A 24,570-nucleotide genomic window follows, 5' to 3' on the forward strand; every position below is an offset into this window, starting at 1 on the left:
AAAAAACAAAGCCCACAGTGCAATCTACAGGCTTTGTATTAAATACAACATTATATTTATGATATGCTGAGTATAGTTTTGAGTTTAAGAGCGTATTTTGGCTTAATCACCTGGTCTTTCAGCTTGTTCTCAATATCACGCACCCAACTTTGACTTTTACCCATAGCGTGGGCGAGTTCTGTCTGGCTCATCCGAATGGCTTTCCTTGTTTGCTGTACTATAGCCCCAGTTAGAGCTACTGATTGGTCAGTTTTATTCTGTAAGAACTCAGAGTCGGAGTCACCTTGATTAGCATTAAGCAACTTGTCAGATTTTCTGGCTTTACGCCTAGTAATCCTTTGACCTGTCTCAGCTTTATGGGTTGCTAATTCGTCCAAGTGTTCTTGTATAGTGGCTGGCAGTTTAAAAATTACCAATGCTGGAAACCAGTGATTCACAATGTAGTGGTCAGGGAGCCACTTTGACCCTAAAAGGCGCTGGTTCCTTTCCTTTGTGGGTATCTCAGCTAAATCGTCTGGCAAATTCCAAACAGGTCTTAGCCATTGAGGATAAGTTTTGTCATCAAACTCAATTTTGAAACCAGGGGTATCTCGTAAAACCAGTAGAGCGTTGTCTACGGATTCTTTCAATTTCCATCCATATCTACGGTCTGCAATTGCCCGTTCTATTTCTTCTGCGGGTAATACTTTACTCAATAAATTCTCGATTGTGTATACACCACTCTTGTGGGCGCGGCTATTCTGAATTATATACAAGCATAAGCTAGCCGCTAACTTCTGGCGATGTGGATCTATATTGAATATCTGCTTCGGTATAAGTCCGTACTGATACAACGATCTCCTCTCCCGCTCACCTTTAAGGTTAAGGAAGTTATAAGTCCAAAGACCTGGTTGCACCCGGATGACAACTTCACAAGGAGATTCCACCTCACCCTGTAGATTTAGCTGACCGTATTCCTGCACACTCACCACCCAAAGTAGACTACGCTCTTTAACGCACAGGTTTAATTCCCCTTCATACCAATGGATGACTGCACCAAGAGTCCCAACAACCAAGGCTAAATCAGTGATTGCTTTCAGTTTTTGTGATTTGGTCAGTTTTTTAGTTTTGTAAACTTGTAGTGTCTTAATTAACTCACTACCTTTGAGAACAAACGGCTCCTTCCAAGGTTCCGTCTGCATTGCTGCATAAGTTGCAAACACCGCATGGAGTCGTGCTGCCATCACACCGTATCGAGCGAGAATTTCATGTTCAGCTTGGTTGCAGATGTATTCCGGGTGATGCGATTGCTGGTTGAGGATGTAAAACTCAATGTAGCGCCCTTTTCCGAATGGTTTCTGAAAGTAAAAGCGACCATTACTGTACTCGTTCCAGTCAGGATGCTTGAGGTATGCGCTCGTTGCACTGATAATCGGTGCGCTAGTTGCGGTCATCTCATACTGCTTGTGAGTGAATAGCGGTGGTTTTGTTGGAGGTAGGTTTCTGGGTTTCCTGAACTGCTTGGAGGCAAAAGCCACCTGCGGTAAGTTTAACCCTGTAATTTCCACCTCGTAGGATGCAGATTGAGGGTTGGTATCCTTTTTATTATCCCCTATTGACATTAACCTTGTCCTGCTCTAAACGAATTGCCACTTTACCAACGTAAGTACCTTTACCTTCTTGCCAGTTCTGACAACCGCTTTAACGATGTCACCAGTTTGAAAACCGAAATGTATTTTCTCTTGGTAGGTTCTTTAACCTTGCCTAAGTTAGGCTCCTAAAAGGCGTCGGGTCAACTAGGGCTTTGATAGCGCCCCTACTGTATGCGGAGCATCAGTGGTGGGTTGTTGACAGTCCAAGCTTTCATACAAACTAGCCCCAATCAGGTTAGTAATCCAGGTAGTTGCATCCATGCCGACTGATGCTGCCGTTTCTTCTAGTCGGTTTTGCCACTCAAGCGGTAGTAAGACTTGGAACGTGCAGGTGGGGTTTTTCAATGGTGCTGGTGGTGAGGTTCTGTCTCTCCACTCTGGGCACTCTCGACCACGTTCATCCCCTGATTTGTATATCAGGTTGAGGATGCCGAACTTATTGCAGTAAATACTTTGGTTGTCTATCGACTCTAATCGATGTTGGCAGTTCCAACAGGACTGTGTTTTTACCTGCACTGTTGGTTGACTCTGCTCACACAGCATACGGATGGCTGTGGTAGTGCTGCGAGCTTTGCCTTTCTCTATCAACTGTGCGATCGCATTTTGCTCTGCAACGCTCATTTGAAGTAGCTTCTGGGCAGCATCGATACTCTTATTCAAAACTGACAGCAAAAACTGGACCCTCTTCTCGTTGCCTTCTTGAAGTAAAGAATCGATACGCTTAACGACCGAACGTCCTTTTGAGTAGGATCTTCCAGAAAGACCAATCCGTGAACCGATTGCATCACGCGAGTCTCCTGTTGAACATTCCGGAAAAGTTTCCGGAATGTTGGTCAAGTCTGTCCGCCTTCCTTGCCTTTGCTTTGCCTTATGTTTTTCTATTGATTCCCAAGCCATACCCTCTTTGATTCTCTGCTCTATGGTCTTCTTACGACTGGCATTTTCTAGCAGTAGTGCTTTGAGTAGGGCAATCTCGTCTGGAAACTGTCTGAAAACTACAGGGATACAATCTTTGCCCAGTATTTGACACACCTTCCAAGGTCTGTGATCTGAAACAATCACGTAATCTGGAGTTACAACAAGCGGCTCTACCCAGTTCCTTTCAGCTATAAGTTCCACCAAGTCTGATACATCTTCATTTGCACCATAAATCCTGAAGTAGTATGGATGAGGGGTTAAAAGATTGAGGGATACTTCTTGAATTTCAATTTGCTCACTAGTGGACATTGACTTCTAACTTCATTAATACTCTGTGTTTTATTTAACGTGTTTTATTTTACTATTTATTGTCAAGTGTCAATTTGTCAAGTAAAAAATTTGTTTTCAGGAAAAATTTGTGATATTTTTGTAGTAGATAGAGGTATGGAAGATGCAAGTAGGAGAGACATCAAGACAAAGGTTGGCTGAGTTACTCAAAGAACTGCGAGGTGAAAGAAGTCAACGCAGTTTTGCCAAGCTGCTTGGTGTCAGTAATCAGGCTGTACAGTATTGGGAGAAAGAGCGCACTTGGCCTGATGATAATAATCTGGAAAGGATTGCTGAACTGAAGGGATGGACCCTGTTGCAGCTACAAGTCTATCTAGAAGGAGAACAACAGAGATCAAGCGTTGCAGATGAAGATGTAAACCGTGTGAATGATGGTGAGCTTCAACAGCAATCGCGCTCTGTTCAGCAGCTTTTAGAAGAGGTGCGGATGCTGCCGTTTCAGGCTGCTGTTCAAGTGGCTAAGGTAGCGTTAGAGACGATGGAGATGATGGCTGCCAAGAGCTAAATTAAATAGCTAAAAACTTTGTTAAACTTACTTATACTTGTTTAGTATGAGTAAGTTTTTGATGTGGAAGGTAGGGGAGTTTGCAAAACTGCTTGGCGTTTCTACGTCTACACTACGGAGATGGGAAAGCGAGAATCGAGTAATACCAGAAAGAACTCTGGGAAATCAGCGGATTTACTAAGGAATTGCATTTAGCGCAAGTAAAGAACCTGAAAGAAGAAAGTGTTCCTGTAAATGCAATTATTTAGGGCTTGCTGAATAAATGTAAAACCTAGATGAATAAAGAGTGTCAGGGGAAAAAAGGTGAAGCAGGTGCAAGAAAAAAGGGTAAGATAGGTAAAAAGCCTTGCACCAGGATGCGTGAAAATGTATCGCAAAGCGCAAGAACAAGAAACACCCCCAGAAAACTTTGAACTACCCTTTGGGGGTCAACTAGCATCAGATAACCGCTGGGTAATCATGGCGAAAATGATACCGTGGTCAGAATTTGAAGCGGAATACGCAGCGATGTTTTCAGAAGAAATAGGGGCACCAGCTAAAACATTTAGGATAGCATTGGGAGCATTAATAATCAAAGAAAAATTAGGAATAAGGGAAGCGAGAAACAGTAGAGCAAATAAGGGAGAATCCTTATCTGCAATACTTTATAGGAATGTCAGTCTATAGTAAGAAAGCACCATTTGACGCTTCAATGCTAGTTCACTTTAGAGAAAGAATAGATATAAACGTAGTCAATAAAATCAATCAAGAAATAGTCAAACAGGCAAGGGAAACAAAAGAGGAGGTAGTCAAAGAAAAAAAGTCAGAAACCGAAGATTCAAAAAGTGAGCCGGAGCTTCCAAATCGGGGAAAGTTAATATTAGATGCCAGTTGTGCACCAGCAGATATAAGTTATCCTACCGATTTCGGATTATTAAATCAAGCCAGAAAGCAAACAGAAACAATTATAGATATTTTATATACCTCCCTGAAAGTCAAAAAAATAAAGAAACCAAGAACCTATAGGAAGATAGCAAGAAAGAATTATTTAGCAGTCGCAAAAAAAAGAAAACCAACCATTAAAGAAAGAAGGAAAGCTATCAAACGACAACTGCAATATATGAAAAGAAATTTCGCTCATATTCAGCAGTTGATAGATTTGGGTGCATCACTTGTAAATTTGAGCAACAGCCAATATAAGATATTGCTAGTAGTAGCAGAAATTTATCGTCAACAATTATGGCTATATGAAAATAAAAAACAGAGTATAGAAGACCGCATCGTCAGTTTAAGCCAACCACATATTCGTCCGATTGTCCGTGGAAAAGCAGGAAAAAATGTCGAGTTTGGGGCAAAATTTTCAGCCAGTTGCTATGAAGGCTATGTATTTTTGGAGCATATTAGCTGGGATAATTTTAACGAATCAAAAGATTTAAAATCACAAGTTGAAGCCTACAAAAGCTACACCGGATATTATCCTGAATCCGTTCATGTTGATCAAATTTATCGCACGAGAGAGAATCAAGCTTGGTGTAAAGAAAGAGGAATTAGAATTAGTGGACCCCCGTTGGGAAGACCACCCAAAAATGTCAGTCCACAAACAAAGAAACAAGCTTTAGAAGACGAAAGGATTCGTAATTGTATTGAGGGTAAGTTTGGACAAGGTAAACGAAGATTTAGCCTTGGTAGAGTCATGGCTAAACTTCCTCATACTTCTTTAACTTCTATTGCTATTTCTTTTTTAGTTATGAATCTTTCTACCCTGCTTGCACGGGTTTTTTGTGTCTTTTTATGCCTACTTTCAAAATCACGTCTTTTTTCACTGATTTGATTAGTGAAAATGATGCTTCGAGTCATTTTAGACAACAAAAGCTTATATTTGCTCTTGTCTGACTACTTGGTCAATTCTTCTGTTGCCTTTTCATGACTTTTTCAGCAAGCCCTATTTATTGTCGAGTCTCGTCCAGCTATTCGTCCTGCTGTCATATGGCGACGTACCAGCTTTGGCACGCAAACACAAGCTGGTAGTACTTTTTTTGCGCGAATGATGACTGTGGTTACTACCCTAAGGTACGAGCGTCGTAATGTTTTGGAGTTTATGACACAAGCTATTGCCTCCGCACGCGTTGGTCAAGATTCTTCTTCTTTACTTCCAAAGGTAATCAATGAGTGACGAGCAGCAAAAATCTAGCGGGAGTCAAGTAACTTCCGCAAGGAGGATAAGCAGTCCTGGGGGTGTTGACTATATTCTTCAATCTGCATGGGTTCATCTTGGTCAGCGATCGCCTTGAACAATATGCCTCAATCTACATGGGTTCATATTCATATAATATCTGGGTTTCACCGACTAATTAGGCAATGGGTATCGTCAAGGGCACTCCCCCCTGAACGGTTACCTTATTAGACATTTCCGAAAATTGCTAAGAATGAATATAGTTAGTTTAATAGTTTATTTATCATTACACTTTTTATAAAAATGACTTAATATTTGATATTTAAAAACAATTTTATATATCTATAAAGTATTATTTAATTTACATTTCATACTAAAGTTGGAAAGTAAATTAAATATTAATCTGTTTTCCTTTCTAGTTTGGATTGAGATACTGAGGGTAGTTTCTGAGCAAACTATCTTGACTTATGGCTGACGATTAGTATTTATATTCCGAATTTAGCAATTGGTTTTTACTACACGAGAAATTTTTCCATTTCCTTAATTCGAGTGTTGGAAGGAAGTGTTTTGTAAGAATTCAGAATCTAGAATCGGTGAATAAACAAAGCTTCCAGCTATTGGGGTGATGATTTCCACAAAATATCTATCGTTTCAATTCTTGATTTGACAAGCATTCTGACTCCTAAATTCTTACAGTTTGTGTAAGGACGGAAGTCTTGTGAAGTGATAGCATATTTCAATGCCAAAGCTTGAAATATGCCTGTCTCAATTAATTGTTAACTTTCAGAGAAGATTTTCTTTAAAGGCTTCTTAAATATGTCTCGTATTAATATTAAAAGGAATAAACCTATGTCTGATAATCATCAACAACATCAGGACAATCAACAACATCAAGATAATCAACAACAACAGGAGAAAGAGAAAACAAAGAGACTTGTAATTGTTACTGGTGATAAAGGTGGTGTTGGTAAGAGTACTTTTGCACGAGGTTTGCTTCAACTTTATATTGATAAAAATCTTTTTTGTATTGCTTATGATGCTGACCAGCGTAATAATCAATTACGCCGACATCATGAAAAATTCAACCTAGGCTTAGTCCGTTGTATTAATGTTTTTGAGAGAGGAAAAGCAGACCAATTATTAATGGATTTAGAAGCAGAAACTTTCCCATTAGTTTTACTTGATTTACCAGCTCAATCGGGCGGAGTTTTTGAATTATTTGTGAAAGAGTTATCTTTCTTTGAGACGCTGGCAGATGAACTTGGCTACAGAGTTACTATGGTATCGGTTATTAATCGACTTCGTGACTCTGTAAACATTTTAAAGGCTTTACATAGTTATTGTGACAACAAAGTTGATTATGTAGTTGTTAAAAACCTATTTTTTGGAGAACAAGAAAAATTTGGTCGTTATACTTCATCTCCTATTCGTAAAACCTTACTTGACCAAGGTTTAGTAGAAGTCTTAATGCCTGATTTAATTGATTATTGTTATGATTTTATTGATGAAAATGATTTAACTTTCAGGCAGGCTTCTTCTAAAGATTTTGGTTCTCTTATTGCTGTCAGGGCAAGAGTTAAGTCGTGGTTGGATGAGTTTGAAGAATATTTAAAGCCAGCTCATGACTTGCTGGGTTTTAATTGCGAAAAATTGCCGTCAGGATTTTCACATACTGTGAAAGAAGATGAAGGCGAGAAAGATGCCGTAGACGAGAAAGCTCAAGATGCTACATAAGCTATATGTTTAGAAGACGATTTATCATTACGATTGGTGATTCACGTGTTGGTAAGTCTACAGTTTCTAGATTGTTATTGGAATTATATAAGAAGCATGATTTAAATATTCGTGCTTTTTACCACGGTTACCGTCCTGGTGACTTGTCTAATAAGCTATCGGTCTATGACAAGTTAGGCTTTAATATTAGGCATTTAGGACTGAATAGAGGTGATTCTGACCTTTTATTAAACGAACTGGAGATGTTTTCAGAAATTGATTTGGCATTGACTGATATGCCAGGTCAGAATCTCTTGGATTTTTTTCGATTTGAGAAGGAAATATATTTTTTAGAGAATTTGAATTCCTTAGGCTATCGTGCTACTTTTATTCATCCTATTTCCAACCGCAGAGATTGTGTAGAATACTTGCAATCGCTCTATCATATTTTTGGGAATCGTGGAGATTATTTAGTAGTCAAAAATCAACATTTTAGTAATTTTTTTAAGTACTATGACGGAACTCACATCCAGGAAGATATTAATAACTTAGGGGGAGTAGAACTGATATTGCCTAAGCTTGAAGATTATATTTATCAAGACTTAGAAGATACAAATTTACCTTACAAGATGGCGATCACCACCGAGTCAGATATGCAAGTATTATATCGCTCGGTGGTATTTAATTGGATGGAGAATTTTCATGATACTGTTATGGATCACAAGGTTGCTCTAGTATATTTAGGCTTGAAAAGAGACTGTACTGAATTAACTCAGCAAGAAGCCAGTTTATCAAAAAAGAATTCAGAAGTCAGGAGCCAGGAGTCAGAATGATTCCTGTGCGACTGGTGAGACAGCACGGCGCAGTCCTTGTCTCCCGCTCTCGGGCGCGACTGCGTATCTCCTCCACCAGACGCTGAACGCTAACGTCGAAGACGTGCCGTGAGAGCGAAGCTGTGCCGAAGGCTCAGGCATACCCGAAGGGTGGATGAATAGGTGGGTTTAAGACCCGACTGGCACGCTCGTTAAGACGAAACCTAGTCATGGCAAGGTGTTGGGGGACTCGGGGTCCCCTCTGGGGATAGGGGTTCTTGTGGGTGGAGTAATTCTGAGTTCCTAGCTGACATTCTGATTCCTTTTCATTGACAATTTTATGACCGATACTAAAAATATTTCCATAGATGATATTTCTAATAAAGAGCAATTAGAGAAAGAGAAAGAGTATATAGAAGAGTTGATGGCCAAGTCGGGTATGAAGCCATCGGACCCTTTGTTTAAATTATGGGCACAGATTGGTACCACTCAATATGCGATTATGCAGCTACCTGCCAAGCTTGATACTGTGATAGGTGGCTGGACGCTCAAGGTTGATAACAAATTAAGTCATGCGGCTGAAGTGGCGATTATTCAGCAGCAGGCTGCAATAGCTAAAGCCGCTGAAGAGTTGGTAAGGAATACTCAAAAGTCTACTCCTCTCAAAAGTGAGAAAGGTATTCTTGTTAGGTTAGGTTTGTCTGATGTCAATAACTTTAATTTAGCGACTATTAGTTTTGTTTTTGGTTGCGTCCTGGCGTTAGGTGCAGCTATAGGGGCTTTGACTTTTAGTATGGCTATAGCATCGCAATCTGCTGCTAAATCTTCTGCTGTGACAAATTTTAAGCCTGAAGACGCTAAACTTTTAGAATGGGCTAAATCAAAAGAAGGACGTGATGCCCGACAGATTTATACCGATAATGCTGGCATTATTCAAACCTGTCGTCAGGGTAAGAACCCAGGTGGCTGTATAATTAACGCTAAGACTAAGAAATAGGTGATTACGCAGCAAAAAATTCGCGCTTCTTGTAATCGGGAACGAATTCTTTCGCTTCTTTGTAGACTTCTTCGGTTAAGTCTTCTGGGCAGAGTATTCCTAGTTTTAAAGCTTCACATACAGCTTTTCCTCTAGTGGGCCTATGTTTTTCGTCTTTTTCTGGTTTATCGAGCTTACTGATTATTCGGTGAGCGTGCGAACGTACAGTACTAATTTCCAGGCAGAGTTTGTTAGCCATTTCCTCATAGGTTAGTCCTTTGGCTAGTAATTTTAGGACTTCACACTCTCGTTTTGTTATCATATTTCCGGGAGTATCTTTAGTGTTAGGCTCCCACATTGCTTGTGCTACAATTGTGTGTATTGTGCTATCAATCCAAGATTCACCTTTGTAGGTGGTTATGACAGCTTCAATAATTTTACTTTCGACATTGTTTTTGTTGTAAAAAGAAGTTGCTCCTTTTTTAAATATTTCTTTGACTATCTTTTTCTCACAACTTCCTGTTGTCACAATGGTTTTAATTCTGTTTGAGTAGACTTTTCTGATTTCTTCAACTACTTGTACTCCACTGATGTCAGGTAGTCCAATATCCACAATGACCACGTCTGGCTCTGTATTTTGAATGACACTTAGAGCTTCTTTTCCGTATCCTGTTTCTCCACATACCTTAATTTTGTTGCTTTCTTCTAGTATAGTTTTTAAACCAAGTCTAAATATATTCTGGTCTTCTATTATGACAGTTTTGATAAGTTTCATGTTATAAAGTTTTTGGATAACACCGTGATAATCTTTCTAACATTACTTTCACGTTGATGCCTCAATTTGGTAATATTTATACATAATTAATAGCGATAAAATTAGTTTATTTATATTTATAAAAATATAAATAAATAGCTTAAGATTAAATTTTTGATTAAGTTGAATGGCTTGTTTTTTTTGGTAATATTTCTGTGGTAAAGGCTGGTGATATGGTGCTTTGATAGTTGGAGTAGTATTTGTATGTAACTGCTGTGCTGTGTAAGATATTAGTAATTGGCAGAAAGCGTAATCAGGTTGTTGCGAGTGTTGTTGATAGCTTGCATGAATCAAATTATTTGGTGGTTACTAAGTCTGCAATACCTGACAATCTCAAAGGTATTGACTTGATACTGGACGTTACTTTAAAGCCAATTAGTATCCGTTTGGAAGGTTTACCAGTTATTAAGGTGGTGCAATCAGCAGATGATTCATGCGTTCTGGATTTTGACGATTTTTTGGTGTATCCTTTTTCTTCGTCTGAGCTAATGAAGCGTGTGAATTTATGCTTGCACAAGCGAAGTGATTATCTTCGGAGGCTTCCTCAATATTTGGAGATGATATTTCACGACGTCTATCATCCTTTGAGGGCGGTTAACTTTGTTTTGGGTTTGACTAGAGTAGGTAAGTATGGCGATAGCCTTGAGCAGCTGCGTTCCGTGTTAGAGACCTCGTGCTCTACAATCACTTCCACTTTAGGTGTGCTTAGTGATTTGAAGAGTGAGTTGAATCAAGAGCCAGGAGGAAACATCGAATATATCAATATTGCTAGCTTGCTGCATTCCATCCATGCTCAGTTCTCTAATAGTGCGATCGCACAGAATATAAATTTCTCCCTTGTAATTGAGTCTGAAGTTGCTAATGTGTGCTTGTACGCAAATTATAGTCACCTATGGCGGATGGTTTGCAACTTGATTGTAAACGCTTTTCAGCATACTTCTGCTAGTGGCTCTGTCACCATCAAGCTTGATACTCAAGTAAGTGGTTTCCTCCGGTTGGTGGTTCAAGATACTGGCGTGGGTATCACCTCAACGCAGTTGAAGCAGTTGAATAATGATTTGGGGATAAGTGGGTGCATAGGACTTAGCGGTAGTTCATTTTCTTTGCCAAACTATTCCCTTGAGGAACGTTACTTAACGGGAACTTCTGCACTTAACAGCAAAAGCTGTACCCAAACGGATAGTCTAAGTGCAAAGCGCTTTCGTAAAGCACGGGAATTGGGCAGTTTAGCTGCTGAGGGAACATTTACTCTCAATGGTACTGGCTCTCATGTAGCTCGTACTGGCTTAGGCTTGCGTACAGTTAAGTATGTTGCGGATTGTTACCAAGCCAGTGTTAGCGTGTTTTCTCAGGTAGGAGAAGGTTCAACATTTGTCATAATCTTTAATTTAGAGGCAAATTTTCAATGTTATTCTCAGGAGAAACGCTTACTTGTAGATAATGCCGCTTCTTAAAATGGAAAAGCCTCAAAAAAAGAAAATCTGGTTGGATTATATTATCGATAGCATTGTGAATTTCTCCAATCTATTTGATATATCGTGGCTCTTTTTTTGCGGTTTTAGTCTTCAATCATTGATTTTTCTTAGCAATCTTTTTGTAGGTCAGTTCGCTGAGGCTGACTACTTTCGACTTGCTTATTGTATTGGCATGGCTGGAATTACTTTTCCTAAAAACAAGATACCGAATAAGTATCTTTTTCTTACTTGTGGATTCTTTTTCGGTATCTTGATAGGAATACTTTGATTAATTACTCAAGCTCATTATCAGAAGATTTTGTATTAGTCTGTTGTTGAGCTTGCTGCTTATTGCGGTAAAGTTGTTCATGATTAACGAGTAACTTAAACCGTTCAAATTCTTCTTGGGTAACGTTGTTGACTATGATACTATAAATAGGTTCATCATTATTTTTGGAAGCCAAGAGCGCTTCTTGATTTTCTGAATCTGAATTTCTATCAAGGGAGAGGGTATTTGAACTTTCTTCGATTTGGATATTGACTGTGTACTTTTCACCCTGATAAACTACCGATCCATTTCCCTGTTTTCCTTCATTACTTAAGATTTCTAATAATTTAGGAATCATTACTTGCTGTACATCAGAATTTTTGGCGATGATGACTTCTCTATTTTCTACTGCTAATTCACTCTTACTATTGTTATCATCATCTTTTTGATCCGAATTGAAACTTTGATTTTCTAAATCGGCGGTTATAGTTTGATTTTGGTGAAAGCTAAAATTTCTAAAATTGATTGCTTCTACACTTTGTTCTACACTTTCAATGTTAACTTGTGCTTGTGCTATTTTTTCTTCATGAGCAATTTTTGATTCTTGCCAAAGTGCTTCTTCGGCTTTTTTTTGTTCTTCTGGGGTAACTGAACCAATTTCTTGTGCTTTTTTAGCAACACTTTCATCAGTTATGCCTAATTGGGTCATTTTTTCTTGAATATTGGCATAATGCATTGCTTCTGTCATATTTATCATTTGATTTACCTTTATATAATTTCTATTTTTACACTTTCAAGTCTATTCTCAATTCGTGAATTCATAAACCTAAAGTCATTTACAATTTGTTCGTTAAGGTTATTGACTTGGGTTTTGCCATCTCGAATATATAGTAATATATTACTATCTTTATCTTTAATAAGATAGGTTTTCTCTTGTGCTTGTGTTGCTATTTGATAATTTTTATAATTTTCAGTTCTAACGCTCATTATACCGTTAACATCTTCTTTACCAAAGATTTGAACAACTCTTTGGACAAGGGTTGTCATTTCATCAATTTGCTGTAGTTCTTTGATGTCACGCGACATAGCTTGGAATGCATTTTCTAGACTGTAACTGCTTTCATTTATATATTCTTTAGTGACTTCTTGAATTCGAGCGATATATTTTTCATTTCTACCTAATTTGTGAGCAACTTGATACCAATTTTGAAGATTTTGAATAGTACTCTCTTTAATGTTATCGAGAGTTTTATCTATCGACTTTGTTTGGGTATTTGTAGATGTTTGTAATAATGCCTGTTGAACGTCTGTATTTAAATGTGAACTTTCAGTTTGATTTTTAACAGAAGTGGGCGGGGAGATATTCTTTGCGTTCAACTTTGGAGTGAAGCTTGTCTCTGTGTTTTTCCCTTGTGGTTCTGATTCTAATTTTTGGTTGGAGGTAAGCTGTATTGCTTCTGCTGTATAATTTTCTGCTTGTTGAGAATTTGAATTTTCTAGTGCTTTGGTATATCCTTGGATGAGTGCGCGGATGTAAGGTGATTCTAATCCCTTTCCTTCCCAAAAATTTTTCTCTCCACTTGATACAAGATAACTGCACTGTTTTAGCCATTGATCTCCTCCCCTTTTGGTTATGGCTTCGGCTAATTTGGGGTGTTGCTCAAACCGGGCTTGGAGGATTTCAGCCATCAGCTGTACCCTTGGTTCTTTTAGGGGCACTGTTTCCTTGTAGGCGTAGAAAGCTTGTTCGGCTGATAGAAAGGGTTGTGCTGCTGGCTTAGATTCAGTGTAACTTTCTAGTCCGTATGTTCCGGCAGGCATTTCCTTATTATTGCGGAATGAAACGGGGTAATCATTGGCTATAGTTCCAATCTGCTTGGATTTGACGGTTGTACTGGTAAGTACAGCCCCTAGTGGATCTGGACTACGGGAATTAAGGTTGATGCCGGGGGCAAATTGAGGCAGTTGTGTGGGTAAATTTTCTGTACTAGTGGTTTTGCCTATATCAATTTGTTCTGGCTTAGTATTAATTGGGAAAGCTTGGTTTTTGGTGCTTTTAGAAGTTTTCTGTTGTGTGACTGTATCGCTTGGTACTTCACTTGTTGTGGCTGTGTTTTCTGGGGTAGGTGCTATATTCTTTTCTACTACATTGGTATATGCCTCTGATAACGCTCGGATAGATGCTGATTCTTTACCCTTACCTTCCCATTGTTTATCTTGACTATTGGTAATGTTGGTGCAGTTCTCCAGCCATTTGGTTCCTCCACGTTTGGTAATTGTTTCAGCAAGGCGTGGGTGTTGTTCAAGTTTGGCTTGAAGGACTGTTACCATTAACTTGTACTCATCACAGAAAGATGGGTTTATTTGTTTCTGGTGGTTGAAAGCTTGCTCGGCTGACGTGTAGGGAACTCCTTCTGCTTTGGCTGTATGCGTTTCAGTGCCGTATTGTCCTGCTGGTGCAGTGGGGTTGTTACCTAGCGATACTGGATAATCATTCTGTAATTTGCCTTGCTCTTTGGCAAGCATCGTGGCGTTTGACAGTGCAGCGCCTAACCCGTCGCTGGAGTCGGGACTAATGTTAACTGTGGTTGTTGTAGGTTGTTTGGTGGGTACGAATGGAACAATCTTGCCGTTGACGTAATCCCCCAGAGGTTCCATAAATAAGCCATATATCCTACCCTTCTGTGCCTGAGTTTGGGTAAGTTCTTTGACTGAGTGTTTTTCCCAGTTCGCCCAGGCTTGTTGATAAGCTGGGTTTTGAATCATCTGGGGGGTGATTTCGTATTGCTTACCTACCCGGAAGGCTACTTGCTTGCCATTTTTACCAAGGGCTACCGCAATATCTCCTTCCTTGATGCCATAAGCTTTTTGGTAGTCCACACCCCTGGTGGTGTGTACTCTACTGTGTCCGCGCATGGCATCAATGGTTGTGTTGACTGGTAGTTTGGGGGGTTCACCATGTAGTAAGAGCGAGTAAACCATTGGCACTTTACCAGCAATCTTGATATCTTCTGGAATTTGGGGATTTTGAGCGCGCGCTGCGGTTTGATTTCCAATGGTGATAATTTCTTGGATGGAGGGTTGATTTGAAATAATAGTATTCTCATTAGAAGTACTATAGGCGATATGCGTAGCGTCAAGCCTCCGGCTTATCCCTCGCAAGGGCTCGGTTCTCGGAGGGAGGATCGCAGCAGTTGTACTCACAAGCGCATCTCCATTTCCTTGATTTTGGCTAGATGGATTATTTATGGGTAATTGCGGCTGCTGTGTGGTATCTGAAGTAATAAATTGTGCGGTGCTTATCTCGTGAGCAGTGGTAGATGCGAGTCTATACGCGGGGTTAGTGAGATGATGCTGCCAGCCTAATTCATACTTCTCGAACTGTTGGAGAAGTGTTTTTGCTTGTTTGTGAAGTGGTTTGAGGTTTTCACGCGGACGGTCAAAGTTTTCGAGAAACTTCCCGTTGCTGGTTTCAACGCGGACAGATTTGTACCCAGCGCTGGCTGCTTCAGTAAGTCCGTTTATTAGGCTTTGGTATTCGGCATGTTCAATATCCCCACTGTATGAAGTTTGAGAGGTGGTGGTTTCGAGTTTAGGCAGAACTTGGGTAAGTTGTATCTGCTGTTTATCTTTGGTAATGACCGCAGCGGCTATACCTTCAGATGTTGCCCGTGCTGCAACACTACCAATTGATACTACCACTTCGGGTAGTGCTTCAGGGGTTTGTTCACTCAAGAGTGCGAGCTGTGCTTTGCTTTCGAGTTCGTTATATATTTCCTGCCCATATTTTGCGATTTCGGTTTCCTTACGAGTATTAGCTTCATCAAGGAGGGATTGATTGCTTTGTTGGGCTGCTCTAGTTTTGAGTTCGAGAATATTAAAAATATTCTCGCTAACTGGAGATAAATAATTCTTGGTAGCTGCCTCTAAAACCGTGATTTCTTCGGCGACGGTTTCTGTGAAACTGAGCCATTCGTCCTGGTTATTTCGGTCTGGGATTTCTACGTTGATAATACAAGCTACCCACTCAACTTCTTGGTCATTGAACGTTGTAATGCTGGAGTCAAAATCGCCTAGTTTAGATAACTCAACTGCTTGAACAATCTTTTCTGTAGGTGGGTTAACTTCGACAACAGTTTTACTAATTGGTGAAACTGGTTTTGGAATTATATTTAACTCTTTATCGTTTGTACTATCTTCTTGAACTGGTTTTGCTGGTACTATTGGTAAAGGTATTTCCTCTTTACTAATTTCTTTAGAACAATTCGGAAGTGATTGAAGTGCCTGCTTGTATTGGCTTGGCTGTGGTGTAGAGTTGATTTCTAACAGGCTTCCTTCTTTTTCTACTTTTTGATTAAGCTCATTACTTAATTGTTCATATTGGTAAAATCCATCTATTTCACCAAGATTGATAGCTTCTCCTAATAGACGAGTCAGACCTTTTTCTAATTCACTACTGACTGTGTCTTTTTCGATTATGAATATAGCTACATTGCTAGTTTTCTCGATAATGTAGTTATTATTTGTGTCTTTATATTCTAACCAACTGTTGACAAGAATGGCATCTTGGGCTGGTACTACTAATCCAATACTTTCTTTAATGACTTGCGAGTTATCTTCTAAGGTATACTGTTGGTTAGGATGGCTAAAATATACAGTTTGTTCAGGAATAATGGGGGCAGGTAGTGGCGGAGTATCATTACTTTTGATACCACCAAATCTTTCTAGAAACTGTTCTTTTCTTTTGGGAGTAATTGTACTTTCATCAAGCATGAATACTGTCATGCCCTTTTTAGCTTCCAATCTGCTTTGTGATTTAGCAACCTGGTCGTATGTTATTCCTACTCTTTCTAAAAATTCTTTTGTCACCTCAGATTTTTTACTATCGACAGCTAACCCAACTAATCCTACTAATTTATCCTCCTCACTTTGGAATAGTATAGTAGGACGTTCGGTAATTTTATCGAATAACTGATTATTTTTTTGCTCTACTGGATTGGTCTTTTTTTGTTGGTCAACTAACTGGTAGCGCTTAACCCATGTTTCAGGATATTGTACTGATTCAGGGTCAATGGTTAGTTTGCAGGTGGTTTCGTTGCTTGTGAGAATAACAGGAATGGTTGTTTGTACTTTACTTTCATTAATTATGCCTGCATCTACTAATTGTTGTACTGTACTTTTCTTTTGACTGTACCTACTTCTGTTTCCAAATGCTTTTTCCGTATGTTGACCGATAATACCAAGAGATAAATTACCAATCTTGGCTGTATATACATCCTGTTTGTCGTAAGCTTTAACTGTTGCTGTTATTTCTTGTCCATGAAAATTTATATTTTTAAGCTTGTCGTTAATATCTATTCTTACTAAATTACCACTGGCTGTCTTTCCAATAGCGAAGGCATTTTCACCTGTAGCAATACTTGTGATTTCTAATTGTACTTTTTGACCACCTTGACCGGGTTTTTCTGCCAGCCATCCCTGTTCTATTCCTGCTATTACTGATTCTTTAGAAAGAGTACCTAATTTCTCTTCCTTGTAACCATTTTTAAAGGTAATAACATAATCTTCTCGTTCCAGTTTATCTTTGAGGATGATTAAATTTACTTCCTCACCATTAAAATTTTGGTCTTTACATTGAAACTTTTGTAATTCTTTAACCTGAAATTCTAAATTTATGCCTCCAGGTATATTTATTTTAGCTGTGGCTGTATACACTTCTCCTTTTTCAATAGTACCAGTTGCAGTTGTACCGATGGGGAGTTTACCATCAGTGGCGTTGATGTTGGCGAAGGTTTCATACTCTCCTGTTTCAGGATTCTTTACTTCAATGACATCTTTGATTACAGTATTACCTCTACTATCTTTCTGCTCGCTAATATTAAATCTAATTTCCTGGGGATTATTTTGATTTACCTGCTTGATTGTTTCACTTTTATGCTTATGTCCCGTCAGGGTAAAATTAGTAAATTGAAGTTTATCTACTTGCTGGATAATTTCTTGAGTAAAGCTAGCAAATACAAAATTTGATACTTTCTTTTGTCTTTCAACTTCTTGTTCAACCTCGTTTTGTTGGCTTTTAGAGTTAGAACCTTCACGAGTAGTTGATACTGCCCAAGTAGCAGCAGCCATTGCTAGCTTTTGTTCTAGGACGCGATGGCGATCGCGTCCCGCTTCGCTATCAGAAATCGAATTATAAAAGTCTTCGGCGATTTGGTAAGCCTTTTGGTACATCAACTTAATTTGCCCTTCACTTAATTCTGGCTGGAAGGATATCTTAGTTGATGTAATTTCTCTGTTGGGAACAATTCCTAGCTCTTGGAACGAGTTTTCTTGTTCCTTGGATACAGTTCCTAGTGTCTTAAACTTGGGTTTAGCGTTTTCAGTTTCATCATTAATTTGGGCGTAAACCCGATACTGATGAGGTTTATCTATCGAGCGTTTTTCAGGTGGAATTTCTGAGACTTTTAGGGTAATTTTATGTGCATTCCAGATAAGGGGATGGTCATATTTAAGGAGATTTGTAACATCGAGTTTTTGACCATTTCCAATATCAATACTTGCTGATGATCCCTTTTCTGTCTTTTTACGTTGGGTATAGCGTGTGGCGTTGTTAAACTCTTTATCAAATTCTCTCTTGGCGAGGGTGGCTTGCAAGCGTTGTTCATAGGTAAATTCTACTCCCTTAAAAAGGTTTGAAAACTGAGTTAGTTCGCGTGATTCTAATTGGGCTTTCTCAAAATATTGGTTAGTTTTACTAATGAGAATTTCAACAGGTGAGTAACCTGTCGGTTCGATAGTACTGTCAAAGTAAACATCCTTTTTCTTATCACGAATGTAGTTAACTTCCCGATGAAGAATCCGACTGTTGTTGCGGATAACATCCATTTCTGGTTTTTTAGCACTTTTGAACAGGTCAACTGCAATTTGGTTTTGGAACGCGGCTTCAGCAACCATTTCCCGATATATCCGGGTATTGATGTCCATTGCAAAGAGTGCGTTTTCTTGGGTGAGAGGTTCTTGCCGTAACGTTTGGACAAATTCTTCCATATAGCCGCGATACTTGTTGGAGATGTCTGGGCTGGTGTCACCGTGCGCTTGTGCGCTATTTTCTTGGTCAAATAACTTTTCGTAGTGTTTGGCTACCTGAATAACGTACTCTATTTGGTCTTTCTCGCTACCAAAGGTTTTGAGGATAGTAATTTCTGACTCCAGCGCCTCAATTGATGTCAGGTGATTGTTGATTACACCAACACTGATACCATCACTCATGTGGATGGCGATTTCCTCAAATTCGGGTTGAGTGCCATTTTCCCGATAAAACGATTGTTTTTTGAGTTTGACAGTTGGTTCGTAGGCGTTTTCAGGTACGTTACGCCAGATAGCTTCAGCTGTGAGGTTTGGGTATTTGCTAGCATGGTCGAATCCGATACAGTCGCCATCATAGTCGCGGGCTTGTCTTTCTTGCTCGGATTCTTGGGGTAAGATTTCTAGTTGGTATCCTTCATTATTTAGTTGCTTAATATACTCATTAAAATTGTTAGTGAATTCAATTTTATCTGTTGTTTCCAGCTTCCCAATATTTTGGTCAAGGTAGTTTTCAATACTCTCTAGTTGAATATTTTTTTCTTGGAGTTCGGGAAGGATGGATTTGATTTGACTGTTGAGGCGGTTGTAAATGCGCTCGGAGGTTTCATCCGAAACGGCGACAACACTTGCTAAAGGCTTGCCGTCAGGTCCAATGATATCATCAACTATTTTGTTGGTTGAGCTACACAGACCATTGGAGTTGAGGAAGGGGGAGCGGAAGTTAAGTACTTGTTCGCTATCTTGATAATGAGGAATGCAGACTTCACCATCTCGGAGGTCTTTGGATGGGATGACCATTGCCCGTTCAAAGGTGAGAGTTTTCCCAACCGAAATATCTTGCCATTCGCCTTGGACAAATCGGGCGAGTTCTCTTTGAATTTTTTCAGTTTCTAGGAGTTGTCCCCATCCTTCGAGATCAGTTTTAATGAGTTTGTAAATATTTGTATCGGTGGCAATTCGTTCTTGTAGTTTTTCAAATTCTTCAGCGACTTCCTGATCAACAGCTGCTTCTTCTTCTAGTTCAGCGGCTTGCTGTTCGAGGAAGGTTTTGCGTTTTTCGTATTTCTCGCAATAAAGTTGAGCTATCTTGCGGGGGTCATCCAGCGCTTTTTTGAGTTTTGCTGCTTCAAGTTCTACTGTTTCGGCAAAATCCTTTAACCCATTGGGAAAGGAAGCAATCATTTGAGATATAGCAGTTTTACCTAACTCAGATTGAGATTTTTCCCCTAACCAAATGTTTTGGCGGTACAGCCCTGGTTTAATTTGGGGTTTGGTCGGACCATTCGGGTTGTCTTTATCTGTTCCCTTAAAAGCAGATAGAGGGATGATTAAATCAATTTTTGGTTGGTTAGGGTTTTGATAATTAAGGATTTGGTCGAGATTAGCTGGACGTAGAATACCCTTTCCAAACCTGAACTTATCATCATTCCCATCTTTATCTGTCCATCCGAAGCGGTGTTGGATAACACGGTATTGGTCGCCTTTTTGGTGTCCGGTTAACTGTTGGTATAACTCTGTGGATATTTGTCCGTAGCAGTCTCCGGTGAGGCGATAAGCTTGGTCATTGTTGATGATTCCGCCATTTTTTCCTGTGCTGTCATCTACGATGAGAATATTTAATTCTGCGTTGATGGCATTTTTGCACGAGCCAAGGAATATTGACCCATATGCACCTCTATCCTTGTTGTCAGGGCATAACTTGCTTATGGTTTCCAGATATTCTTCTGGTCCATATAACAGTCGGCTTTTTGAAGATAGTAGTAGCTTGTGTCCTTCCGGGTGGTTTTTTAACTGGTCGGGGGTAGCTTTCTCGTCCATATGTCCGAACGAGAATTCTGCCTCTGGGAAAAAATGTTCTAGTAGGCTATTTTTTAACTCCTCTTTTAGTAAAGAGTCTGCATTGCTTGGATTGTTATCGTTATGAATCCACTGATTTAAACGAGTGTCGAAATGCTTTGCCTCAATAACCATCTGCCTACTTACGATAACCTTTCCCACTCGATTTTATTTTTAATCAATTAAATTTACATCCAACTAGAATTTGATAATTGTTACAAATGCTTTATTTAACGTGATATAATCCTGATATTTCATGACTGAAAAATTTGATTTATGTATTCGATGGAATATTTAGAAAATGTCTCATTTATAGAACTAGCTTTTATGCTAAATTCAGGTATATTACATGAATGGCTTATTCTAGACGAATGGTACAATGAAATAGGTTGCGCCTGGGCAGAATATCAAGCTTCTTGTAGTGAAGAGGGGTAGTGTAAACTACAATTCTACATCTTTTTTGTTTATAGATACTGACTGTTTCTGAGTAATTTTCTTCCAGTATTGTTTATCTTCATCTGTTGGGCTGGCAGCTAATACTGTGTTTTTTTCTAGATCGTATGATGCTACCTTTCTATTGTCTTGAAGAAATGAGATGCTTAATCTCTCATCTTTGATAGTAATTCTGTAACTTCTTCCCTCTACCTGTTTGGTTCCTCCAGGTATTAACTTTATTTTTCCTGTCTGATTTGCTAGTCGCCAGATTTTACCGACGGCAGGTAAGATACTTTCTGCCCAGTGTTTATCTTCTTCAGATGGTTGATTTTCTGCTGTATCAGTAGTCTGTAAGTTAGCTTGTACTAAGTTGAAAGATGTGGCGTCTTTTCCACCTATTTCTGGGCTATCTCGTTTAGTTGAATTTGTTTGTTTTACATTTGGTACTTTTACATCTAAAAGCTCTAATTGAGTGAATTTCTCAGTTGATGTGGTATCTAATGGTGCTGCTTTTACTTCTGTATTAGACTGACTTACCACGTTAGTGTCTTCTTCAACTTCGGTAAACTCGGCTTCTGGTACTTCCTCTTTCTCGCCATATTTGCTGCTATCGACTGATAGCCACTTCTTGCGTTTACCTTCCTTTAGCAATACTGGTATGACTACGTTTTCATCTGGCTGCTGGTTACCCTTATTGCCAAACGCGATCGCACTCTTGTTTTTATGAGAGTCAGAGTTGCTATCGTCACTATTATCGGTTGTGCTGCTTGTATTTTTTCCCTTGAGGAGTAGTTCTTGTCCTTGAGTACGTGCCCGTACTAGGGTATCATAGTCTGTCTCTGGGTTATATGACATTCCAAATTCAGTCTGGAGATTTTTCCAACTGTAAGGCTTGTATATCTGATACCCAGCAACTACCACAGAATTGTGAATATAACTAAACCCTAGTAACTCTTTCCCCTTTAGCTTTGGTAAGACTTGTACCCCGCTTTCCCCCAGGCGTTGGATAAAAGTCCCTACATCAGGTTTGTTCTCAACTGCTGCGGCTATCCCTTGCTTGATTATCTCTTTGGCTGAAGGTGTTTTGTGCTTACTGTTAACTTGTCTGATGCTTTTTGAGCGGTTTGAACTGACAGCAGCGGTAATCCCATACTCTTTATCTAGTTTATTAGCTATGGCTTGATTGCTAGTAGGAGTTATTTCTAACCCTAAGGCAGCCGCTATTTTCCTGGTTGTTTCTTGTGCCTTGAAGTAGTCGTGTGAATCTGAAACAGTTTTACCATCCAGGGTAATGCGTGAAGCTATTATGTGGACGTGTTCGTGATTGCGATCGCAGTGTCTCACCGCTACGTACTGACTTAGTGCTTCTCCTTCCTTGCAGTACCCCATTTCCTTTAAGTATTCTCCTACTACATACCCATATTGGCTGTCCCAGAGATGTTCGTGGTGTCCTTCCCTATGAGCAATTGCAATGATGTGATGAGCGCACGCTCTAGTTACTCCTTTATTGAGATACCTATTTGCAAGGAACTGCAAATTTAACTCTCCAGGGCTAGTTCCCATCATATTGGTATCGATAATTGCAGCATCATCTTTCTCTAATACATATTTTAGGGTGTCGAGGAAGCTACCCTTCTTGTAAATAACAGGTATCATATGCTGATAATTACTGCTTTATCTTGTGAACTGAAATCTTGTAGTGGCGCAGATTTCGCTAGCCTGTCAGAAGTCTCCCGTCTACTCGTATAGAAACCGTAGTTGTGGAGACAGGGCAATTTTCATGCACAATTTGACTATCTCGTTGCCATTACTTATTGATATTCTTCGATTCTATCTAACTAGTATAATGTAGCACTTGTAACTGTAATTCTCTACAAAAGCTACCGTGCAATGCTCACAAAGAGTGCGATACTTTCCCCGAAGGAGTCGTTCTGCGATGATCTTCTTCTCGCCCAAAGGGTAATCACATTTGCTGAAATCTCGACAATTAGTTTTATTTCAACTGATCGTTGGTTAATTCTGTGTGTAGCGTTCCTATACTCTATCGTTACTACCGGGTGTAAACATACCTTGTTCAACTAAATGTATCTGAGAGTGAGGTGGTTGGGAGCAACTGCGACTAGTTGTAGGTATAGCTGGAGTAGTCTCAGACCTAGTTGTAGTTTCCACATAGTTAGCTAGTTTGTTTGTACTGGGAATAGTATAAGTTGACTTGGGGATGGTTTAACTATGTCTGGGACTACTGCTAGATGACAATTGTTTCTCAGTGTTATAAATGTTATTATTATTGCATTTATAGTCTCGTTAAGTTACGTGTAAGTCACAGGCGTTCTTTATCCATTGGTAGTAGTTTCTTCTGATATGTTTATATTGAATGAGGCGGCAATTGTCTTATCCACGAGTGCGATCGCATCGTCTATGGTATCTAGAATCTGTTGATTGTTTGTTTCGCCCGCTAGATGTCGAAGCATCATCAGTTTGCTTTTAGCAGTACCTGCACTTATCCGAATGGTAATCACATCAGCAGGTGGTTTAGCCATTAGGGTTCGTCTCAACCCACAATCTCTGAGGTATTGGGCTGTACTGACATTACATAGTTGTGCCTTTGTCTCTATAGTTTGTTTCTCATCTGAGTTGAGAGCGATTTCTACTCGGTGGGTGCGCTTCATATAAGTTGATTTTTCTACTTAATCCTTTGTAACCTGCCCCTTCAAATAGGTGAAATATTCTCTCTATAAAGATTTGACGAATTTCTCACAAAAAGGTATTCATAGCCATGAGCTTTAACTAAAAACTCTAGGTAATTATTGTGAAATTCGGGTGGTCAAATGCTTTCTAGATGCTAGAACCCGCTAAACAGCGTTAAAGCTTCGGCTGGTCGCGCTTTTGATAAAACCTGTTGCCGTAATCAGTGTAGCTATCTTTAACAACGGTAAGCGGTTTAGTGACTTCACCGCGTAGATAGCGATTAAACAACACACGCTCTTAGTGGTTCTTTTTCAAACCCTAAGATGCGCCACCAGGTTTGGTAAGAGGTTAAGTCTTTGATTCTTGCGTCAACTACCTGGTTGATTTCGTCAGGAGTAAAACTTGTTCGGGAGTAAGACGCGGTGAGGTTTTCTCTTGCCCAGGCGATCGCTGTCTTAAATTCACGTTGTATACACTTATTTATCCATTCTCTATTCTGCGGTGCGCTACTAGGGAGGAATGAAAGCAAGTACCTGTAATAAACTTGCACATCTACTTCCCAACCGTGTTTTTCGTCAAACAATACAGAGTCATACCAATCGTCTGGCGCGGCATAACCCGATTTCTTCTGGAAGCAAAGGTCTATGTCTTGTGGTGGTGCTTCCTTATTGTACATATCGACAATCAGGTTTTTGAGGTAATGATAGTGCTTCTGATGATTTGAGATGACATCGCCGTTTTCCCAGCACCTGTGGGTGCGTATAACAGGACACTTATTAGCCTAGATTTGAAGAACTCATGGATTTGGGCGATCGCACGCTCTTGGTAATCTCTGAGCTTAAATTCTGGTTTAAATTCGGACAGGATTTCAGGGACTAAAACTTGAATCATGATATTATTTTCCTCAGTTTAAAAGTTTTTGGCTATAAAAATT

Annotated in this window: 17 protein-coding genes; 8 read left to right on the plus strand and 9 right to left on the minus strand. The window is 39.5% G+C overall.

Features of this window, described 5'->3' with window-relative positions; all coding sequences use genetic code 11:
- Positions 1–56 precede the first annotated feature (56 nt).
- Together AC5590_RS25775 and AC5590_RS25780 are read right to left on the minus strand one after the other, a co-directional pair.
- Complete coding sequence (locus AC5590_RS25775) at positions 57–1,601, minus strand: helix-turn-helix domain-containing protein (protein ID WP_169266201.1); 1,545 nt, start codon at positions 1,599–1,601, stop codon at positions 57–59.
- A 174-nt stretch (positions 1,602–1,775) separates the two neighbouring features.
- Positions 1,776–2,858: a ParB/RepB/Spo0J family partition protein gene (locus AC5590_RS25780; RefSeq protein ID WP_169266202.1), complete on the minus strand. Its 1,083-nt coding sequence runs from the start codon at positions 2,856–2,858 to the stop codon at positions 1,776–1,778.
- A 142-nt stretch (positions 2,859–3,000) separates the two neighbouring features.
- On the opposite strand from AC5590_RS25780, the gene AC5590_RS25785 reads away from it, so the two are divergent.
- The 7 genes from AC5590_RS25785 to AC5590_RS25815 all read left to right on the plus strand — a co-directional run bounded on the left by AC5590_RS25785 (position 3,001) and on the right by AC5590_RS25815 (position 9,076).
- Positions 3,001–3,402 carry a helix-turn-helix transcriptional regulator gene (locus tag AC5590_RS25785; RefSeq protein WP_169266203.1) on the plus strand — a complete coding sequence of 134 codons (402 nt, stop codon included), beginning with the start codon at positions 3,001–3,003 and terminating at the stop codon, positions 3,400–3,402.
- A 61-nt stretch (positions 3,403–3,463) separates the two neighbouring features.
- Positions 3,464–3,583 (plus strand): MerR family transcriptional regulator, encoded by a 120-nt coding sequence (locus tag AC5590_RS25790; protein ID WP_248277275.1) that lies wholly within the window; start codon positions 3,464–3,466, stop codon positions 3,581–3,583.
- A gap of 185 nt (positions 3,584–3,768) precedes the next feature.
- A protein-coding gene (locus AC5590_RS25795; RefSeq protein WP_169266205.1) for an IS5 family transposase occupies positions 3,769–5,212 on the plus strand; the annotation gives its coding sequence in 2 pieces (ribosomal slippage) (positions 3,769–3,999 and positions 4,001–5,212; 1,443 coding nt in all).
- 334 nt (positions 5,213–5,546) lie between these two features.
- Positions 5,547–5,672 (plus strand): hypothetical protein, encoded by a 126-nt coding sequence (locus AC5590_RS25800; protein ID WP_256379425.1) that lies wholly within the window; start codon positions 5,547–5,549, stop codon positions 5,670–5,672.
- A gap of 731 nt (positions 5,673–6,403) precedes the next feature.
- On the plus strand, positions 6,404–7,288 hold the full coding sequence (locus AC5590_RS25805) for a P-loop NTPase family protein (RefSeq protein ID WP_246163631.1): 885 nt from the start codon (positions 6,404–6,406) through the stop codon (positions 7,286–7,288).
- Positions 7,289–7,293: 5 nt separating this feature from the next.
- Positions 7,294–8,100: a hypothetical protein gene (locus AC5590_RS25810; RefSeq protein WP_169266206.1), complete on the plus strand. Its 807-nt coding sequence runs from the start codon at positions 7,294–7,296 to the stop codon at positions 8,098–8,100.
- 319 nt (positions 8,101–8,419) lie between these two features.
- Positions 8,420–9,076 carry a DUF6753 family protein gene (locus AC5590_RS25815; RefSeq protein WP_169266207.1) on the plus strand — a complete coding sequence of 219 codons (657 nt, stop codon included), beginning with the start codon at positions 8,420–8,422 and terminating at the stop codon, positions 9,074–9,076.
- Positions 9,077–9,080: 4 nt separating this feature from the next.
- Here AC5590_RS25815 and AC5590_RS25820 read toward each other — a convergent pair whose 3' ends face one another.
- Positions 9,081–9,830, minus strand: coding sequence for a response regulator transcription factor (locus AC5590_RS25820; RefSeq protein ID WP_169266208.1), 750 nt, complete (start codon positions 9,828–9,830; stop codon positions 9,081–9,083).
- 239 nt (positions 9,831–10,069) lie between these two features.
- Here AC5590_RS25820 and AC5590_RS25825 point away from each other — a divergent pair, with 239 nt between their 5' ends.
- Positions 10,070–11,323, plus strand: a complete 1,254-nt coding sequence (locus tag AC5590_RS25825) for a sensor histidine kinase (protein ID WP_211178533.1) — start codon at positions 10,070–10,072, stop codon at positions 11,321–11,323.
- A 293-nt stretch (positions 11,324–11,616) separates the two neighbouring features.
- Here AC5590_RS25825 and AC5590_RS25830 read toward each other — a convergent pair whose 3' ends face one another.
- The 6 genes from AC5590_RS25830 to AC5590_RS25855 all read right to left on the minus strand — a co-directional run bounded on the left by AC5590_RS25830 (position 11,617) and on the right by AC5590_RS25855 (position 24,527).
- Positions 11,617–12,348: a hypothetical protein gene (locus AC5590_RS25830; RefSeq protein ID WP_169266209.1), complete on the minus strand. Its 732-nt coding sequence runs from the start codon at positions 12,346–12,348 to the stop codon at positions 11,617–11,619.
- A gap of 11 nt (positions 12,349–12,359) precedes the next feature.
- Positions 12,360–20,648, minus strand: coding sequence for a reverse transcriptase-like protein (locus AC5590_RS25835; protein WP_246163637.1), 8,289 nt, complete (start codon positions 20,646–20,648; stop codon positions 12,360–12,362).
- 306 nt (positions 20,649–20,954) lie between these two features.
- Positions 20,955–22,604 carry a relaxase/mobilization nuclease domain-containing protein gene (locus AC5590_RS25840; RefSeq protein WP_246163627.1) on the minus strand — a complete coding sequence of 550 codons (1,650 nt, stop codon included), beginning with the start codon at positions 22,602–22,604 and terminating at the stop codon, positions 20,955–20,957.
- 677 nt (positions 22,605–23,281) lie between these two features.
- A complete protein-coding gene (locus tag AC5590_RS25845) occupies positions 23,282–23,617 on the minus strand; it encodes a plasmid mobilization protein (protein ID WP_169266211.1) in 336 nt (111 codons plus the stop codon).
- A 299-nt stretch (positions 23,618–23,916) separates the two neighbouring features.
- Positions 23,917–24,312: a hypothetical protein gene (locus AC5590_RS25850; RefSeq protein ID WP_169266212.1), complete on the minus strand. Its 396-nt coding sequence runs from the start codon at positions 24,310–24,312 to the stop codon at positions 23,917–23,919.
- Positions 24,313–24,320: 8 nt separating this feature from the next.
- Positions 24,321–24,527, minus strand: a complete 207-nt coding sequence (locus AC5590_RS25855; RefSeq protein WP_169266213.1) for a DEAD/DEAH box helicase family protein — start codon at positions 24,525–24,527, stop codon at positions 24,321–24,323.
- Positions 24,528–24,570 lie beyond the last annotated feature (43 nt).

It is taken from the genome of Brasilonema octagenarum UFV-OR1, assembly GCF_963888615.1.
Taxonomy (GTDB): Bacteria; Cyanobacteriota; Cyanobacteriia; order Cyanobacteriales; family Nostocaceae; genus Brasilonema; species Brasilonema sennae.

Excerpts from the sequence above, each read along its gene's own strand:
- AC5590_RS25780 (WP_169266202.1), bottom strand. The coding sequence starts at position 2,858 with ATGTCCACTAGTGAGCAAATTGAAATTCAAGAAGTATCCCTCAATCTT.
- AC5590_RS25830 (WP_169266209.1), bottom strand. The coding sequence starts at position 12,348 with ATGATAAATATGACAGAAGCAATGCATTATGCCAATATTCAAGAAAAA.
- AC5590_RS25810 (WP_169266206.1), top strand. The coding sequence starts at position 7,294 with ATGTTTAGAAGACGATTTATCATTACGATTGGTGATTCACGTGTTGGT.
- AC5590_RS25815 (WP_169266207.1), top strand. The coding sequence starts at position 8,420 with ATGACCGATACTAAAAATATTTCCATAGATGATATTTCTAATAAAGAG.
- AC5590_RS25845 (WP_169266211.1), bottom strand. The coding sequence starts at position 23,617 with ATGAAGCGCACCCACCGAGTAGAAATCGCTCTCAACTCAGATGAGAAA.
- AC5590_RS25855 (WP_169266213.1), bottom strand. The coding sequence starts at position 24,527 with ATGATTCAAGTTTTAGTCCCTGAAATCCTGTCCGAATTTAAACCAGAA.
- AC5590_RS25800 (WP_256379425.1), top strand. The coding sequence starts at position 5,547 with ATGAGTGACGAGCAGCAAAAATCTAGCGGGAGTCAAGTAACTTCCGCA.
- AC5590_RS25785 (WP_169266203.1), top strand. The coding sequence starts at position 3,001 with ATGCAAGTAGGAGAGACATCAAGACAAAGGTTGGCTGAGTTACTCAAA.
- AC5590_RS25805 (WP_246163631.1), top strand. The coding sequence starts at position 6,404 with ATGTCTGATAATCATCAACAACATCAGGACAATCAACAACATCAAGAT.
- AC5590_RS25775 (WP_169266201.1), bottom strand. The coding sequence starts at position 1,601 with ATGTCAATAGGGGATAATAAAAAGGATACCAACCCTCAATCTGCATCC.
- AC5590_RS25840 (WP_246163627.1), bottom strand. The coding sequence starts at position 22,604 with ATGATACCTGTTATTTACAAGAAGGGTAGCTTCCTCGACACCCTAAAA.
- AC5590_RS25790 (WP_248277275.1), top strand. The coding sequence starts at position 3,464 with ATGTGGAAGGTAGGGGAGTTTGCAAAACTGCTTGGCGTTTCTACGTCT.
- AC5590_RS25835 (WP_246163637.1), bottom strand. The coding sequence starts at position 20,648 with ATGGTTATTGAGGCAAAGCATTTCGACACTCGTTTAAATCAGTGGATT.
- AC5590_RS25850 (WP_169266212.1), bottom strand. The coding sequence starts at position 24,312 with ATGTACAATAAGGAAGCACCACCACAAGACATAGACCTTTGCTTCCAG.
- AC5590_RS25820 (WP_169266208.1), bottom strand. The coding sequence starts at position 9,830 with ATGAAACTTATCAAAACTGTCATAATAGAAGACCAGAATATATTTAGA.